Genomic DNA, 17063 nt, shown 5'->3' with positions numbered 1-17063 from the left:
GGGCTTTGCTTTCAACTTAAGGGAGGCAATGAGGGGTGCGTATCAATCCAGCGACGGTTTCCCCCGCATTTTCTTGACGCCGGACTTTTTCTTCTTGGACTCCACCCGCCTTGCCTTGGCCGCGCGGCTAGGTTTGGTCTTTATGCGGTAGGCATCGCGCTGGTGCGCCTCGACCAGTAAATCCTCGACCCTTTTACGGGCCTCGACGCGATTGGCTTCCCGTGTGCGATGTTCGCGCACCGTGATGACCAGTTCTCCGCCGCTGGTCATTTTGCGGCCAGCCAAAGTGCGTAATTTACGAAAGGCATAGGGCGGCAGGCGCAGCGCGTAAATGTTAACGCGCATCTGCACGGCGGTCTCGACCTTGTTAACATTTTGTCCGCCAGGCCCGCTTGCCGCGAGGAAGCTCTCGCTAATCGCACTTTCGGGAATATCGAACATCATGAAGCGTCTCTAGTCGATTTGGCATAGGGAATATAGGGACGAATAAGTCTGCAAAAGACATGAAAAGACAATAAAAATAAGCCGAAAAATTATCAGCTTCTCGGTTTTGGACAGTTTTCACAACGAAAAATTAAATTAATTTTGCTGTTGTTCCAATCCCGTGAAACGACTCATTTCTGCGGCATACAGAGTCAAATGACCCCTCGCGACTCGCCTTATATCCTGCCTTAATGTAAAATTAACCTTTTACGTTCATCTATCTTATGGTTAATAAATGAACAGGGGCTTCGGGTGCAAACCCGTCGCTAGTGCATAAATTAAGAAAAGGGGCTACCCAATGCGTGTGCTGCTGATTGAAGATGAGCCAACAACGGCAAAAGCAATCGAATTGATGCTGACGACCGAGGGCTTTAACGTTTACACCACGGACTTGGGCGAAGAGGGCCTCGATCTGGGCAAGCTCTATGACTATGATATTATCTGTCTTGATCTGAACCTGCCTGACATGCACGGCTATGATGTGCTGAAAAAGCTGCGCGTCGCCAAGGTGCAGACACCTGTTCTCATTCTTTCCGGTATCAATGAAATGGACAGCAAAGTACGGTCCTTTGGCTTTGGCGCCGATGATTATGTGACCAAGCCTTTCCACCGGGATGAGCTGGTTGCCCGTATTCACGCTGTTGTGCGCCGGTCCAAAGGCCATTCGCAATCGGTTATCCGCACGGGCAAGCTGGCCGTGAACCTTGATACAAAAACCGTGGAAGTTGACGGCAACCGCGTCCACCTCACCGGCAAGGAATATGCGATGCTGGAACTGCTTTCGCTGCGCAAGGGCACGACGCTGACCAAGGAAATGTTCCTCAACCATCTTTACGGCGGCATGGACGAGCCGGAACTTAAAATTATCGACGTGTTCATCTGCAAGCTGCGTAAAAAGCTGTCTCTGGCTTGTGACGGTGAAAATTACATCGAGACCGTATGGGGCCGCGGCTATGTCCTGCGTGATATGGAAGAAGAAATCGGACCGGAGGTCAAGGTCGCCTAGTATTGACGGGTCTAGTCTGGCCCGGAAACTTGCTTAACCCAAATATTACCGGCGGGACCCAAAAGGTTTCGCCGTTTCTTTATGTAGCGGCTTCTTTATGTAGCAGACGTGTCCAGATACCAGCGGCTATTGCCTTCCAGCGCAAGCGCGGTCAGCTTTTCGGTATAATAAGCGCCGGTATCAATGCCGATCCGGTTGCCCTTTTCTATGACATCGCCGTTGATCGTGTGGCCATAGACGATCACTTTTTCATGTGGCTCTTTTACCGTCAGAAACTCTTCCCTGATCCAGCGCAAATCCTTTGGTTTTTGCGCTTCAAGGGGAACACCTGGCCGGATACCGGCATGGACAAAGGCATAATCGCCGATGACGATCTTGTCCTCGAACGCTTTTACAAAGTCGATATGACGGGCAGGGATCAGGTCGGGCAGGCGCTGGGCCAGTTCGGCGCTGTCCAGGCTCATATATTCCTGCAGGCTGATCTCATAGCTCAATATTGTTTCTTTTCCGCCGATCCGGGTAAAGAAACGGGCCGCTTTCTCGCTGCCGCTTGCCGCTTGCAAATAGACTTCTTCATGATTGCCCATCAGGAAACGGACGTTGCCCAATTCCTGCTTAAGCCGCATCGCGGTTTCAATTACTCCTGAACTGTCCGGGCCACGATCAATCAGGTCGCCCAGAAAAATGACCTCTGTCGTCGCATTTGCGCGGCTGGCATCATCGGCTTTAATTTTTTCGATCAATTGTTGCAGCAAGTCGTTGCGGCCGTGGACATCACCTATGGCATAGACACGGCGCCCCTCTGGTATAGATGCGACATCCAAAGGACGGGTTCGGGACTTTTTCTTAAACAGGCGACTCAACATTTTGCCGATGAACTTTTTCCATTTTTACGGTTGCAGGGAGCAGCCGCCATTGTTGCAAATTCGCAGTATAGCAGCCGGTCAGCCGCCCTCTATAATATTCTTATATGAATGTGAACTTTCGCGGGGTCTATTTCTTCAGTTTTCTACAGTAAAACTCAGCCCCGCATGATCCTCCAGCCGTTTGACCAGCTTTTCACCCATTAACGCGCCCGGCGTCCAGATTCCGCCGCCATGATCGTTGCCGTCAATCGCTATGCATAAAGCGGCCTCGGCAATCATCTTGGATGTGGAGCCATAGCCGGGGTCTTTGTCACCCTTGACGCACAGGCTGGCCGTTTTGCCATCGCTTGTCTCGCCGATGAAGAGTAGGTCATAATAGCCGTTTTCGCGCTGCTCCTTGGTCGGTCCTTCGCCCGGTTTTGGTGCGTCATCGTCGCCGAACGGGTTGGCTTTGGCGATCATTTCAGCCGCTTGCTTACCCATTTCGCCGGGACTGGTGACGATCATCTCGTCATATTTGAAATCCCCGCCATAGGGAAAGTCGAGGAGGAAATTGGTGCGGTGGACATTTTTGGTGTTGATCGGGGCCATGATGAAAGGTGCGACCCAGCTATTCAGTGCCTTGTCGATTTTGGGAATCATCATATTGGGCTGGTCCGGCCCTTCAAAACCGGGGGTCAGGCCAAAGCTGCTTGCCAGAATTTTGACCAGAGAGGGATTTTTTGCAACGGCCTTCATCGTTTCTTTCAGGCTGGCTGCGGTTCCGCCGGAAAACGTGCCTTCCATAGCCCGAACGCGCCCTTTGACCCGGTTGGCAGGCTTACCATAGCGAGCGTTCATTTCATTTTGCAGCATTAGCACGCCGAGATCGAAGGGGATGGAGTCAAACCCGCAGGAAAAGCAAATCTGTGCCCCGGATTTTTCTGCCGCCTCCTGATGCTCGTCAATCTTTGCGCGCATCCAGCCGGGTTCACCGCACAGATCAACATAATGCGTGCCGTTTTTGACGCAGGCGGCGACCAGTTCATCGCCATAAAGTTGATAAGGGCCGACTGTGGTCAGGATCACGCGGGCGCGGCTAGTCATGGCGTCGAGGGATGCAGGATCGCTGGAATCGGCAACCACCAGCGGGGTCTGTGCCGGTGCCCCGATAAGGTCGCGCACCTCAGCCAGTTTTTCCATCGAACGACCGGCCATTGCCCATTTGGGAGCATCCGCGCCAACGCCATATTGCTTTGCCACATATTCGGCGACCAGACGGCCGGTATAGCCGGTTGCGCCATAGATTATGAGATCAAATTCCCGTGCGTCGGCCATATATCCTCACCATTGTCGGTTCTGTTTTGAAATGATCTTATGGCCTAGAGCTTTGGCAGAGTCACGCCTCTTTGCCCCATATATTTGCCAGCGCGTTCCGCATAGCTAGTCTCACAAGGTTCATTGCCCTGCAGGAACAGGAACTGGCACGCGCCTTCATTGGCATAGATTTTTGCGGGCAGGGGCGTGGTGTTGGAAAATTCCAGCGTCACATGGCCTTCCCAGCCGGGCTCCAGCGGGGTAACATTAACGATGATGCCGCAGCGCGCATAAGTCGACTTACCCAGGCAGATGACCAGAATATCGCGCGGAATACGGAAATATTCCACCGTCCGCGCAAGGGCAAAGCTGTTGGGCGGAATGATGCAGCAATCGGTCTTGCGATCGACCAGGCTGTTTGAATCGAAACTTTTCGGATCGACGACAGCGCTGTTCACATTGGTGAAAATCTTGAACTCGTCGGCTACCCGTGCATCATAACCATAAGATGACAGGCCATAGCTGATACAGCCATCGCGCTTTTGTGCTTCCACAAACGGTTCAATCATATTGCTGTGCCGGGCTTCCTGACGGATCCATCTATCGGACATTATGCTCATATTTTCTCTTTCTTCCCGCGTCGCAATGCAGGTTTAACTGATAGTATGTCGGGTTTCATGCCAGCAAGCTTACGGTCGCACAACATTCCAGTTTACCGGGCCGTCAATGCCGTCGACCCGGCGCATGTCAGATGCGCGCCACATGACCCATGGCTTGGTTGCATAATCGGGCGGAAAGAAATTGGATTCCAGCCAGAATGTGCGATTGATCCCGCTGCTGATATTATATTCTTCCTCAAATTCTTCGGGCAGGATGATGATAGCCGGTTTGCCGCTATGCCCCTCGATCTGGTTGAGGAAAGTATTAAGCTCGCTCAATATCAAGGCGCGCCCCGGCCGTTCCTCGCAACCATCATGATAGGCAAGGCGGACAGCGGGCGGCAGGATGTTTTCGTCCCGCGGAACCGTGGTCACAAACATCGCGGCCTGATCGTTGGCAAGGCGGCACATATTATATTCGTGGATCGCGCCATAACGGACACCCGCATCGCGTGCGCCGGACAGGTTCTCGATGAAGTTACCGTCCCGTTTCCCGGCGCCGTTGGTGGCACGGATATAGGCGAAATCGACGCCCGTTGCGCCCACGACATGCCATGTGACCTTGCCGTTGCTGGCATCGACTGAAATACCCTGAACAGGATATTGGCTGCGCGGCGGGGCCCAGCCCGTGACGATATTAAACAGAACAAAGGCAATCGCTGCCAATCCAGCGATAACCAGCCCCAGCCGTAGCACGTTTTTCCCCCTGTTCTGATTGAACACCCTGTTTCCCTGAAACAATACTCAACTAAAATAATATTCACTAATAGATTGGCCGGATAGCCATATTACCGGCCCCCACCGGCAAGAATCGATTAGCTCTTGATATGTAATACACAGATCAAAGTGAAGAGGCGACGGGCGGTTTTGAAATCAACTTCGATTTTACCTTCCAGACGCTCGACCAGCAGCTCTGCACCATGATCGTGAACCCCGCGCCGGGCCATGTCGATGGTTTCGATTTCCTGTGCCGAGGCCTTGCGAATGGCTTGATAATAGCTGTCGCAAATCGCGAAATAATCACGGATAGGGCGGCGAAACCGGCCAAGCGCAAGGATCAAAGTTTCCAGCGGAGTGCCATCTTCGCGGGCAATGGAGATCACCAGGCGCCCTTCCTGAACGCTCAGACGCAACTGATACGGCCCGGCATAGCCATCTTCATGCTTTCGTAGCGGCTTAAAGTAATTTTCCTCGATTAAATCAAAGATCGCAATACGCCGTTCCTGCTCAATATCGGCATTGCGCCACAATATTGTCGCTTCGTCGAGTTCAACATTTATGATGCGCGGATCAGACATTTTTGTTCTGTTGCCGCAGCACCGGCATAAGGACAAGCTGTTTTGCAGTGCAGCGGGAAACAAAACATCCACCTGTAACATTTATCCCCCGGTTTATCCCCGCATTTATCCCCCCAGTTTTCCACGGATCTTATCCACAGATCTGTCCCCGCCATTGTCCACATTTGTTTCAATATTTTAGGGGAACAGGCTTGCTCTGAATCGCTTCTGCGCCGATGATAAGGGCATGGCCCAATTAGTTCGTTTTGATGCAGTCGAAGAAGAAAACCAGCGCCTGCCGCGCAATGTTGAGGCAGAGGCCACCTTTCTGGGCGCATTGTTGATCGATAACCGCGTGGCCGAGGACGTGCAGATAAAATTGCGCCCCGAACATTTCTATGAACCGCTGCACGGCCGTATTTATGAGCAAGCGTTGAAATTGCTCGACCGCAATATGGTTGTCACACCCGTCACGCTAAAGCCTTATTTCGAGGCGGATGAAGCGATGAAGGCGCTGGGCGGGCCATCTTATCTGGCCAAGCTGACCGGCGACGGGGCAGGGTTGATCGGTGCGCGCGATTTTGCCAACCAGATTTATGATCTGGCACTGCTGCGCGAATTGGTCAGTGTGGGACGGACCCTGGTTGATAGCGCGCTGGATACCAGCGAGGCGGTTGATCCAAAGACGCAGATCGAGGAAGCGGAATCGGCTCTTTACCGGGTGTCCGAAGGAGAAGCGCAGGAAGGCGGCGTCAAATCTTTCGTTTCCGCCGCAACCGAAGCGCTCCAGAATGTCGAACGTGCCTTTAACAGCGGCGGTAAAGTGTCAGGGATCACAACCGGCCTGACAGATCTCAACGCCAAAATGGGCGGTCTGCACAAGTCGGATTTGCTGATATTGGCGGGACGCCCCGGCATGGGTAAAACCTCGCTCGCGACCAATATTGCGTTCAACGCTGCGAACCGTTTTCGCCGTGATATGCTGGACGGGCTTGAGCCGGAGGATTCGCTTGGAGCGAAAACCGCGTTTTTCAGTCTGGAAATGTCCGCCGATCAGTTGGCGACCAGGATTTTGTCCGAGCAGGCGGAAATAAGCTCAGAAAAACTCCGCATGGGCGCCATCAGCCGGGATGAAATGCACCGTCTGGCGATGGCATCGCGTGAGCTACAGGACTTGCCGCTCTTTATAGACGACACGCCTGCGCTGACTATCGCGGCCCTGCGAACCCGTGCAAGGCGTTTACAGCGGCGCAGCGGTATCAACCTGATCGTGGTCGATTATCTTCAGCTTCTGCAAGGCTCCGGCCGCGCCAATGATAACCGGGTGAACGAGATTTCGGAGATTAGCCGGGGCCTGAAAACCCTTGCCAAAGAGCTGAATTGCCCCGTGATCGCGCTCTCGCAGCTTAGCCGTCAGGTGGAAAGCCGCGAAGACAAGCGCCCGCAGCTTTCGGATTTGCGTGAATCCGGTTCGATCGAGCAGGACGCGGATATCGTGATGTTCATCTATCGCGACGAATATTATCACCTTGCCGTCAAACCGGACGATCCGGATGAACATTCAACCGAGGAACAGAAGGCCAAATATCTGGCCTGGGAAACCGAGCATCAAAGCAAGGTTGGCAAAGCAACGGTTATCGTCGCGAAAAACCGTCAGGGTTCCACAGGCAATATCCAGCTCAGCTTCCTTAGCGAATTCACCAAATTTGGTGATCTCGCCTATGGTGATGGCCCAGAGGAATATTAAGCGCGCTGCACTGCCTGCACGATCTTATGTTTCATCAGAAGACGATCGGCAAGCGGACAGAAAATGTGAAGTCGGGGGATTCGTCGGTCAACCCGTTTGCTGCCGAAAATACCAGCGACGTTGTATCAGTCAGGCCAATAGATGCCCCCAGTGACAATCGTGCGTCATGCGTTCCTGAACCGGGTATTTTTACGCCGTTGGACCTTGTTGCAAAACGTTGCTTGTCGAGGAACGAGAAGTTCATTGATACCCGTTCGTTGATTGACATGTTCAGACCTGTAAAAAATTCAAATCCGTGACCTGGTTCAATAAGTCCAAATTCGGCAAAGCGGCGTTTGAAGGTATAGCTGTAACTGCCGCCCGCAAATAGGACAACCGGGTCAACTGGCCAGACAAATGTTACGCCTGGCGACACAGTGTAAAAGCCGGACCCGGTTGGCGCGGCTGTTAAGATACGTTCTGGGCTATTTTCTTCCGGCGCAATACGTTCAATCTCGAACGCGCTTTTGCCTGTGGGGAATTCTGCCTGAACCCGGAATATGGTTGCCGGGCGCCAGCCCTGAGCAGCGAAAGGCTGCCAAGACAGTGTCAAGCCCACATCACCTAAGCCGTTACCGGTAATCCGTCTTTCGGTTGCGTCGCCAGTGCCGATCCCGGTTGTCTCGGTATCGTTGCGATAAACATAGGGAACGCGCACATCGACCTGCATCCTGCGAGCTAGGCCGTAACGGGCAGTTAATGCCCCGGTGATTATATCCCGGTTCACATCATCAACCCGGATGGACCCGATAACAATAGCGTTGAAAATTGAAAAACCGCTAATATTGACCCGGTCACTGGAAATAGAGGTATAATCAATGCTTGGTTCTATTTGTAATTTACCAGGAGGCAATAAAACACCGCCTTGATCTAGCAAAAGCTGATCGACGGCCTTGTCCGATTGCGGACGGTCTTCGCTGTCCGTTTGTCCTGGCGTTTGAGAATTATTCTCTGACGGCACCGGCTGGGCAGGGGCGCTTTGAGTGGTTTGCTCCTGTTGCAGTTGCGGCTGCGGAGACAATTGCACAGTTTGAAACCGGCCAGACTGCGGGAGGGTCCGGTCGATTGCATCCCATTTCCCCTGCCCAGCAAGTGCGACCCGCAGCCTATTCGTTTCGAGCTTCTGATTTTGCAATCCGCGTGCCTGCTCTGCGATGATCTGCGCTTGTTGGTCTATTATGCGCTGCTGGTTATCCAGTTGCGCGGCCTGCGCATCAAGCCGCGCTTCCAATTCGTCCAATCTATATTCCAATTGGACATTTTGAGCCCCTTTGGTCCTTGATTTACTTTTGGAAGAAGGCTCGTCGCTATCTTCCAGTATCTGCGTGTCGGCCTTTGCACTTTTTGCTATTGCCGGTTGAATCGGTAGTACCGAACATGCCAATGCTCCGATTGCCACGACAATATATACTCTGTTAATCTGATCGTTCACATCGGCTGATGCATCCATATCCCGTTTATTGGTAACTTTCGCCATCGTTCACACTCCCGCTATGATGATGATTGAAAATTCTGTGAGCTTGCTACATATCATTAAAATCCCAGCGCAGATCCATCTGCGATACCGCTGGTATCTGCCACGCCGCCGTCCATAATAAAGACGTTAAGCGTCAGGTTATTGTTTATGATGTTATTATTGCCCACAATCGATGCAAACTGAACGAATCCGCCGGTATTCGGCAGACTTGCCAGGCCAACATCCAAGCTGACCAGATCAGGCGATTGCGAATTGACATTCACACCGTCGGGCAGGTCGCCATTAAAGCCGGAAATATCACCATAGCCGCTGAGGCTGAACAATATGCTGCCATAGCCCCCTCGCGTATCTCCGAGTTCCGTATCCGACATAGCGCGCAGATCATCTGTCGCTCCGGCGAAACTTTGCGCCGCAAGTGTATCGATGTTCGCATCGGCATCGCTAGCCGCGACCAATAGCAGGCCGCATAAACTGATTTTAGCCAGTGTTTGATATTTTTGAATGGTCATGGTCCGTCTCCGCTCGATAATGAAAATTGCCGTATTTGCTGTTGCTTAAAATTCGCCAGGTAATTTAATTTCCCTTGCCCCAAGAGCTACGCTGATGGATCGAAGGTCCGATGGCCGGGCGAGTATCGTCGGATCCTCCATAAAAACCGGCCGGGGGGCCAGCCCCTGTTTGACGACTGCCAGAATGATCCCGTTCCATTGGCCGGCAAATGCCTCCATCGTCGGTCGTGTATTACCAAAAGCGGGGTCGGCGATTAATACACGCCCATTCAGCACCCGCTTGATAACGACAAAGTGATTATAGCCCCGCACATTGACCAGCGCGATTACCGGCACCTTCAGATTGGTGAGCTTATCAACCGATTTCATTTCGAAACCACCGGCGACAAACCCTTGGGATTCAAGATAGCGTTTCAGTTCAAGAAGCGAAAAGCCTTGCGCGGCTATTTTCTGCTGTGCTTCTTCGGGAACACCACTGAAAATGGCGTTGATAATTTCGTTCTCTTCCCTGGGCATGCCGTAAGCATGCGTGAGCAAGGTGGCGACAGCTGCTGCGCCGCAACTTAGATCCTGTGACTGGCGGGTCATGTTGCGAAAACGCAGATCCGCCAATGATTTTACCTTAACCCTGATCTGTCCGGAATCAGCCAGCGGTATAGGGAGCGATTGAGCATATGCCGCCGACCCTGCACATAGACAGAAGGCCGCGAATGAAGACCCTATCATCACAGAATGTCTTGATAATAGCCGCTTCATCATCCGCCCCCTGGAATATGAGTCATCGTAACGGTCATAGTATTTGCGACCTGATTTTGATGGCCGGAGACCTGTGAAACCTGAGCGACACCGGTAAAGCCGTCAAATGATCCGGCGAGAAGGGTGCTACCGTGATTTCCATCACCGCCATCATTGCCCGAAGAGGATGTTGTGGGATGAACTGTGCCAAGGCCGGCATCGGAAATTGCGTGCGTGTCGGCATAATTTCCGAACGCAATGGCAATTAGATTGGATTGAAGATTATTGCCGCCGCTTGCTTGATTGAGCTGCACCAGACCGCTCATATTATTGAAACTGTCGGTGAGTGATACCGCGCCAGCGTTGGCCGGAAATTGCCCGTTTTGCCCTAGACTATCGTTGTCGTTGTCCGAACCATTCAAACCTGATCCAGTCACATCGGCAAGAGCAACGCCGTTTGAAGCGGCCGCAATGGCTATGATATTTTCTTGCGTCCCGCCATTTCCAGAAACCTGGTTTATAGCGTATATTCCGCTGGAATCATTGCCAATATTGGCAATTGTGCTGGTGGCAAGGCCGCCATCGAATACGCCCGGGTTGCTTTGACCGATTACGGCCGACCCCGTTGCGGATGCTGCTGCAAGTCCGCCTGTTCCTTTGGTGAGCGCAATTGATGCGATATTCGCCTGCGCGGAACCCGTGGCCGACGACTGATTTATTGCAACGATGCCGGTAGCGTCATTTGCTACATCGGCCAACAGGGTACTCGTATTTGCATTTGTGCTGGGGCTGTTGTTTGAGGCGCGCTGTGACGATGTTGCATCTGAAAGAGCGGCGCCATCATTCGTAACTACAGAGGCAGCAAAAATATTATCCTGCTGCGTTAAATCGGCAGCGGATTGGTTGAGCTGAAATATGCCGGTATTTTCGTTACCTGATCCAGAAGTCTGCGCATCGGGCTGCGCATTCTCAAGGCCCTCATCGGAGTCGTTGCTTTGCGCATTTGCAGGGGGCGTTTGCAATATCAGCGCAAATGCGAAGAATCCGATGAAGGAAGTATGTGTGTGTTTTATCATTTTTTTTATCGCCATTTGGGAAAGCGGCTACATCGGTAACCGCTTTCCCATTAAGCTACACCTTATTGGCCAAGGCCAACTGCGCTGCTGAGAGCAGCAACCGAAATAACCGTTGCCTGGTTGTTAAAGGCACCGGATGCTTGATTGACATTGGTCACACCGGTGTTGCCATTCATGGAATTAGCCACGATAGACGTTTTCAGTGTGTTGACATCAAGCAGCGTATTACCGCTATTTTCTTGACCAAGTCCTGCATCTGACAAGGCGACTAGTGCGTTGTCACCAACAGCTACTGACAGGATATTATGTTGGTTATTTGCATTGCCAACATTCTGATTACCCTGAACTATACCGGTATTCCCGTTATAGGAATTGGCAATTCTTGCTGTCAGATCAAAGTCAAAATCACCGTCCAAAGTGACATTGCCCTGCTCGTCAACTAGACCCTCAAGGTTATCAAAGCCTTCCTGATGAGTAGCACTGCTGTCGCTTATTCTCTGGTCGGCATAAGCTTCGGACATTACGACCTGGCTATCTTCCTCCCCAGAGAAAACCACTGCGGCAGAGACTACGTTGCCCTGATTGGTCGTTTGACCGGCATCTTGGTTGAACTGCACGATACCGGTATTTTCGTTGACCGAGTCATTTGTTAGGGCTTGTTTGTCGATGTCTTCGTCTGTGACGTCCTCTTCAATTGGTCCGATCTCAACATTATCGATCGTCGCATTGACCACAGCGTCGGATTGCGCGGAACCATCAAGCTCAGCGTCAAAAGTGACGTCTACATTGACATTCTTGTCCTTCAATGTGTTTACATCAATTACAATGTCTTTGTTGACATCAACGGTTCCGACTACTTGAACATCCGCCATTGCAGGCGTAGCAAGGCCAGCCGACAGGATCAGTGCCAGGGCTGAAATTTTTACTGTATGAGTCATTTCTTTGTCCTCCTTGGACATGATTTAGTTAGAGAATGTTGGCAGGTCAGAACCGACGGCGGCAATCGAAACGATATTTGCCTGGTTTGACATGTTGCCTACGGACTGATTTACACCGACAATACCGGTATTCCCGTTGAGCGAGCCGTTCACATTGGCGACTTTATAAACACCAAAGGGGTCCTCGGCGGAGCTTGATTCCTGAACGACATTATTTGCGTTCACCTGACCAAGGTCTGCTTCGGAAATGGCCACTCCATTGTCATCAAGCGCAAATGCCAGTGATAATATATTGACCTGGTTACCCATGTTGCCGGTGGCCTGATTGCCGTAAACAAGACCGGTATTCGTGTTAAACGAATTACGAATATCGGCACTGCGGAACAGTACATTGACTGTTTCAACAAGATTTCCGCCATCCGAATAGTTACCGCCTTCACCTGCCAGGGCGTCGGGGGTACCATTACGTTGATCCGCGGCAGCAAGTGATTCTGCAAAGCCGCTATTTCCGGGAACACCCGGATCATCGTTGACTGCATCAACCGCAACGCTAATCAGAGTGCCCTGATTATTAAGATTACCACCCGCCTGGTTCAGCGAGACGATACCTTGATTGTCGGTCGCGGAACCACGGATGATGTCTTCTTTTTCCGCGCAGTTAGTGCAAGCTTCGTTATCGAAATTGCTCTGGTTCGCGATAGCTGTGGATTCGGCAAATTTTTCTGCGTCCAAATTGACATCAACGTCCAATTGAACATCTGTGTCCACGTCTATTGTTTCCAAGACATCAATGGTCTTGGTGAGATCAATTTCACCTGTGACCGTTACATCAGCCATGGCTGGTGCGGAAATGCCCAGCGCGATTGTCGCCGCTCCGGCGAGTAATTTGTGAGTCATGATTTTTCTCCATCTCTCTGTTTTGCCCCTGAATAAAGGCTGTATGTAAGATGAACGAAATACGGGTTTTTACAATATTAGGATTCTATTAGGACATTAAAAAAATATTAAAATAAGTATAGATTCGTAAAAAATATGAAAATTATAATTTTATTAGTGCATTAAGGCGGTCTCTTTAATTGATTTAATATCACAAATCTCAATCTCACCTTTGATTAAGTTAATCAGCCCATCCGCTTTCATTTTTTTTAGAATCTGGTTGAAATAAACCGGTGTAACGCCAATCGCAGCCGCTAGATCAACCTGCCGTATTTTGATGCGATTGTCGGATGGAGTCGTTTTTGGAAAGTCCATCAGATCCTGATTTTTTGCTGAATGGACGGAAAGCAGAATATAAGCGACCCGGGCAGGGCCCTGGCGACACATGATATTACCAAGCCCCCGATATGCACGCGCAACACTATTGCTCATAATTTCTGCGACAGCAGAATATAGCTGCGGCTCTGCCATAAGAATGCGACGAAAGCTCTCGGAAGATAATATGTGCATATTAACTTCGGACATGCACTGCGCTGAATGATTAGCCTTCCAGGTAATACCACCTGCATCTAAAATGATGGAATTACTGAATAAAAAGTCGAATATTTGACGGTGGTCATTCTTGCAATGATTAAGAATGGCAACGCAGCCCTCATCAATATAATATATATTGCCGACGTGATCCCCTTGATGGAACAGATATTCACCGCGGCACCGGGTGGATGCTACTCCTTCATTGTGGATATAGGCTTTTAATTTTTGGGACAGAGCGGTTGACGGGTGAAAGATACTTTCCTCGTCAAAAGACAATTGCCGGTGCGATGCTACAGAATGTTTCATGTTCGCCTCCAAGTTCAGCCAACTGTTTCTCACAGGCTGTCTGACTCATCGCGACCCAAGATATTCAATAGTACATCTGAAGAGCCGTTACCCGGCTTCTTATGTAGACACGTGCTTCCGATGTAGTGCGTTAGATGTAGACTCTTGCATAAAGAAGTAAGTTATTAACTATAGTTTGTCAATACAGGGCCGTGTTGGCCATATATTGCAGGAAGTTCGCTCGATTTTTAAGCAAGGCTTCGGTAGGCGACTCATGCCTAATGGGGCGCTTCATAGCTTAGAGAACAATATCGGAATATCGGTTCCTATAACGGCCTTGCTTCAAGGGCCGCGCAGGGGATCAGAAAATTGGATCGTTCGTGCTGTTATCACCGCCTGCATTCGGAAGCGGTGTCACTTCTTCGTGAATACCGCATTCGGTCTTGTCCCATCCACGCCAGCGGCCCGCGCGCGGATCTTCGCCGGGCTTGACCTTGGATGTGCAGGGCGCGCAGCCAACAGACAAATAGCCTTCGGCCTCCAGCGGGTGCCGGGGCAGGTCATGCTCTTCGAAATAGGCTTCAAGATCTTCCTTGATCCAGTCGCCAAGCGGATTGATTTTCAACCGGCCATCTTCGACTTCAAAGCGGGGCAGGTTCTGGCGGGTGACAGACTGAAAAGACTTGCGTCCGGAAATCCAGCTATTCAAGCTGGATTTGGCGCGTGCCAAAGGCTCTACCTTGCGGATTTCACAGCAACCATCGGGATCAAATGACCAGCGCAGGCCATTCTCGTCCTTTTTTGCGAGAACGGCCGGATCGGGTTGCACAACATCGGTATTTTGCAGACCCAGCGTGCGGATCAGCGTTTCGCGATAGGCTAGCGTTTCGGGGAACATTTTCAGCGTGTCGACAAATGTTACCGGAATTGACGGATCAGCCCCGGCAACCAGATGCAGCAGGACAGCGCTTTCCGTTCCGAAAGAGGACACGACAGCGACTTCGCCCAGATTATCTTCGTCGAACAGGGCTTTCAGCATTGCAGATGCATGGACACCCTCAAACCGCGCATTCAACGCATCGGCATCGGCCTGCGTGAAAGCGGGGCGGGCATCAATGACATCTATTTGGCGAGCGGGTTCACTCATGACGTAATTTCCAGATTGGAACCGCGTCATCAGCCGCCGATTGATAGACATATTCGTAGCGGCTCAGCGATTCCTCGACGACTTTCGGGTCAAGCGGGCTATTGGGCGCAAAGCTGTCAAAGCCGCAGCGGCGCATGTGCCAAATCTGGTCAACCAGAACATCACCGACAGCGCGGATTTCGCCCGTATAACCGGCCTCACGCAAAATCCGTGCGGAGCTGTATCCACGACCATCGCGAAAGCGGGGGAAGTCAATCACCACCAGCTGTAACCGGTCCAGATATGGCAGCAGGTCACGGGCATCATCCCCAGCCTCGATCAGAACGGCGCTGGAATTGTTCTGTTCGGAAAAGGAAGAGATGGTAACAACGGGTTCCATCGGTGCATCATCATCCCGGTATCGCAAAATATCAGTCATAAAGAGCCTCCTTGAACGGAGCCATTCCGACACGGCGATAGGTGTCGAGAAAGCGTTCCCCGTCTTCGCGTAATTCACGGTATTTGGTAATTGTCGTTTCCACGGCATCGACGATACCGTTTTCATCGAAACCGGGACCGGTTATTTTGGCCAGGCTGGCATCTTCCGCTCCCGAACCGCCAAGCAGCAACTGGTAGTTTTCTGTGCCTTTGCGATCGACGCCCAATATCCCGATATGACCGACATGGTGATGACCGCAAGCGTTGATACAGCCGGAGATTTTCAGCTTCAACTCGCCCAGATCGCGCTGGCCTTCCGGATCGGAAAACCGCTCTGCAATTTTTTGTGCGACCGGAATGGAGCGCGCGTTGGCAAGGCTGCAATAATCCAGTCCGGGGCAAGCAATAATATCGCTGATGAGGTCAATATTGGCCGGAGCAAGACCAGCCGCATCTAGCTTTTGCCAAAGCGCATAGAGATCAGATTTCTTGACATGCGGAAACACGATATTCTGTGCATGGGTCACACGCAATTCATCGAAACTATATTGCTCAGCCAGATCAGCAAGCAGGTCAATCTGATCAGCCGACGCATCACCCGGAATACCCTGGGCCGGCTTCAGGCTGATATTCACAATGGCATAGCCTGGCTGTTTATGCTGTTTGATATTCTGTTCCACCCAGATTTTGAAATCGGGATCGCTGAGATCAATCTCATCCGTAGCGTTCTCGTCAAAAGCGGGAGGTGCAAAATAAGCGGCGATCCGTTCCAGTTCCTTGTGCGGAATGTCCGAAGCATTGGGCAGAATTTCCTGCCATTCGGCTTCCACTCGCTCTGCAAATTTTTCGGCGCCCCATTCATGGACGAGGATTTTAACGCGCTGTTTGTGGATATTGTCGCGCCGCGCCCAGCGGTTCCAAACACGCAGAACCGCTTCGGTATAGCTGAACATATGGTCAACGGGCAGGAAATCGCGGATCAGCGGAGAGATAAACGGCGTCCGGCCCATGCCGCCGCCGACATAGACTTCAAAGCCCAGCTCGCCCTTTTCATTGCGGATGAGTTTGAAACCAAGGTCGTGCGACCGCATCGCGGCACGGTCTTCATCGCTGGCGATAACCGCAATCTTGAATTTGCGGGGCATATAGCTGAATTCCGGATGGAAGCTGGTCGCCTGCCGGATCAGTTCCGCATAGGGACGCGGATCAATAATTTCATCTGCGGCCGCACCGGCATATTGATCTGCGGAAACGTTACGGATGCTTTCGCCGCTTGTCTGGATCGCGTGCATTTCGACAGTCGCCAGTTCAGCTAGAATATCTGCCGCCTGTTCCAGCTTGATCCAGTTATACTGGATGTTCTGGCGCGTAGTGAAATGGCCATATCCGCGGTCATATTTCCGTGCGATAGATGCGAGCATCCGTGTTTGCCGTGAATTGAGCGTGCCATAAGGGATGGCGACGCGCAGCATATAGGCGTGCAATTGCAGGTAGAGCCCGTTTTTCAGCCGTAGAGGTTTAAACTGGTCCTCGGTCAATTCGCCCGCAATCCGGCGATTTGCCTGATCGCGAAACTCTTCGACCCGCGCGTTGACCATTGCCTGGTCATATTTGTCATATTGATACATTGTTTTAT

General features: G+C 51.5%; 18 protein-coding genes. 2 read left to right on the top strand and 16 right to left on the bottom strand.

What is annotated here, in order from left to right; genetic code table 11:
• Positions 1 to 42: 42 nt before the first annotated feature.
• Entirely contained in the window at positions 43 to 441 is a 399-nt protein-coding gene (gene arfB, locus VIN76_RS08185) for an alternative ribosome rescue aminoacyl-tRNA hydrolase ArfB (RefSeq protein WP_332041477.1), read from the bottom strand.
• A 340-nt stretch (positions 442 to 781) separates the two neighbouring features.
• On the opposite strand from arfB, the gene ctrA reads away from it, so the two are divergent.
• Positions 782 to 1489, top strand: a complete 708-nt coding sequence (gene ctrA, locus VIN76_RS08180) for a response regulator transcription factor CtrA (RefSeq protein WP_332041348.1) — start codon at positions 782 to 784, stop codon at positions 1487 to 1489.
• 95 nt (positions 1490 to 1584) lie between these two features.
• Here the strand turns inward: ctrA and VIN76_RS08175 are convergent, their stop codons facing one another.
• From VIN76_RS08175 to VIN76_RS08155, 5 genes are all read right to left on the bottom strand, one after another.
• Positions 1585 to 2313 carry a metallophosphoesterase family protein gene (locus VIN76_RS08175; protein WP_332041347.1) on the bottom strand — a complete coding sequence of 243 codons (729 nt, stop codon included), beginning with the start codon at positions 2311 to 2313 and terminating at the stop codon, positions 1585 to 1587.
• Between the two features lie 177 nt (positions 2314 to 2490).
• Positions 2491 to 3672 carry a saccharopine dehydrogenase family protein gene (locus tag VIN76_RS08170; protein ID WP_332041346.1) on the bottom strand — a complete coding sequence of 394 codons (1182 nt, stop codon included), beginning with the start codon at positions 3670 to 3672 and terminating at the stop codon, positions 2491 to 2493.
• Positions 3673 to 3716: 44 nt separating this feature from the next.
• Entirely contained in the window at positions 3717 to 4271 is a 555-nt protein-coding gene (dcd, locus tag VIN76_RS08165; RefSeq protein ID WP_332041345.1) for a dCTP deaminase, read from the bottom strand.
• Positions 4272 to 4340: 69 nt separating this feature from the next.
• The gene (locus VIN76_RS08160) at positions 4341 to 5033 is read right to left on the bottom strand and encodes a glycoside hydrolase family 25 protein (protein ID WP_332041344.1); all 693 of its coding nucleotides are present in this window, start codon (positions 5031 to 5033) and stop codon (positions 4341 to 4343) included.
• Between the two features lie 92 nt (positions 5034 to 5125).
• On the bottom strand, positions 5126 to 5608 hold the full coding sequence (locus VIN76_RS08155; RefSeq protein ID WP_332041343.1) for a UPF0262 family protein: 483 nt from the start codon (positions 5606 to 5608) through the stop codon (positions 5126 to 5128).
• 226 nt (positions 5609 to 5834) lie between these two features.
• Here VIN76_RS08155 and VIN76_RS08150 point away from each other — a divergent pair, with 226 nt between their 5' ends.
• Positions 5835 to 7334: a replicative DNA helicase gene (locus tag VIN76_RS08150; protein WP_332041342.1), complete on the top strand. Its 1500-nt coding sequence runs from the start codon at positions 5835 to 5837 to the stop codon at positions 7332 to 7334.
• 34 nt (positions 7335 to 7368) lie between these two features.
• On the opposite strand, the gene VIN76_RS08145 is transcribed toward VIN76_RS08150, so the two are convergent.
• The 10 genes from VIN76_RS08145 to VIN76_RS08100 form a co-directional block, all read right to left on the bottom strand.
• Positions 7369 to 8850, bottom strand: a complete 1482-nt coding sequence (locus tag VIN76_RS08145) for a hypothetical protein (protein WP_332041341.1) — start codon at positions 8848 to 8850, stop codon at positions 7369 to 7371.
• 56 nt (positions 8851 to 8906) lie between these two features.
• A complete protein-coding gene (locus tag VIN76_RS08140; RefSeq protein WP_332041340.1) occupies positions 8907 to 9359 on the bottom strand; it encodes a hypothetical protein in 453 nt (150 codons plus the stop codon).
• 45 nt (positions 9360 to 9404) lie between these two features.
• Positions 9405 to 9971 (bottom strand): C39 family peptidase, encoded by a 567-nt coding sequence (locus VIN76_RS08135; protein WP_332041339.1) that lies wholly within the window; start codon positions 9969 to 9971, stop codon positions 9405 to 9407.
• A gap of 143 nt (positions 9972 to 10114) precedes the next feature.
• Complete coding sequence (locus tag VIN76_RS08130; RefSeq protein ID WP_332041338.1) at positions 10115 to 11170, bottom strand: hypothetical protein; 1056 nt, start codon at positions 11168 to 11170, stop codon at positions 10115 to 10117.
• 62 nt (positions 11171 to 11232) lie between these two features.
• The gene (locus tag VIN76_RS08125) at positions 11233 to 12108 is read right to left on the bottom strand and encodes a hypothetical protein (protein WP_332041337.1); all 876 of its coding nucleotides are present in this window, start codon (positions 12106 to 12108) and stop codon (positions 11233 to 11235) included.
• 24 nt (positions 12109 to 12132) lie between these two features.
• Positions 12133 to 13005 (bottom strand): hypothetical protein, encoded by an 873-nt coding sequence (locus tag VIN76_RS08120; protein ID WP_332041336.1) that lies wholly within the window; start codon positions 13003 to 13005, stop codon positions 12133 to 12135.
• A 153-nt stretch (positions 13006 to 13158) separates the two neighbouring features.
• Complete coding sequence (locus VIN76_RS08115) at positions 13159 to 13884, bottom strand: Crp/Fnr family transcriptional regulator (RefSeq protein ID WP_332041335.1); 726 nt, start codon at positions 13882 to 13884, stop codon at positions 13159 to 13161.
• A 340-nt stretch (positions 13885 to 14224) separates the two neighbouring features.
• Complete coding sequence (locus VIN76_RS08110) at positions 14225 to 15010, bottom strand: phosphoadenylyl-sulfate reductase (RefSeq protein ID WP_332041334.1); 786 nt, start codon at positions 15008 to 15010, stop codon at positions 14225 to 14227.
• The gene (locus tag VIN76_RS08105) at positions 15003 to 15428 is read right to left on the bottom strand and encodes a DUF934 domain-containing protein (protein ID WP_332041333.1); all 426 of its coding nucleotides are present in this window, start codon (positions 15426 to 15428) and stop codon (positions 15003 to 15005) included. Before VIN76_RS08105 ends, VIN76_RS08110 begins: the two co-directional genes overlap by 8 nt.
• Positions 15421 to 17055 (bottom strand): nitrite/sulfite reductase, encoded by a 1635-nt coding sequence (locus VIN76_RS08100; RefSeq protein WP_332041332.1) that lies wholly within the window; start codon positions 17053 to 17055, stop codon positions 15421 to 15423. Before VIN76_RS08100 ends, VIN76_RS08105 begins: the two co-directional genes overlap by 8 nt.
• Positions 17056 to 17063: the final 8 nt, after the last annotated feature.

Source organism: Parasphingorhabdus sp. (assembly GCF_036568145.1).
GTDB lineage: Bacteria > Pseudomonadota > Alphaproteobacteria > Sphingomonadales > Sphingomonadaceae > Parasphingorhabdus.
This window is presented reverse-complemented; position numbering and strand designations above follow the sequence as displayed.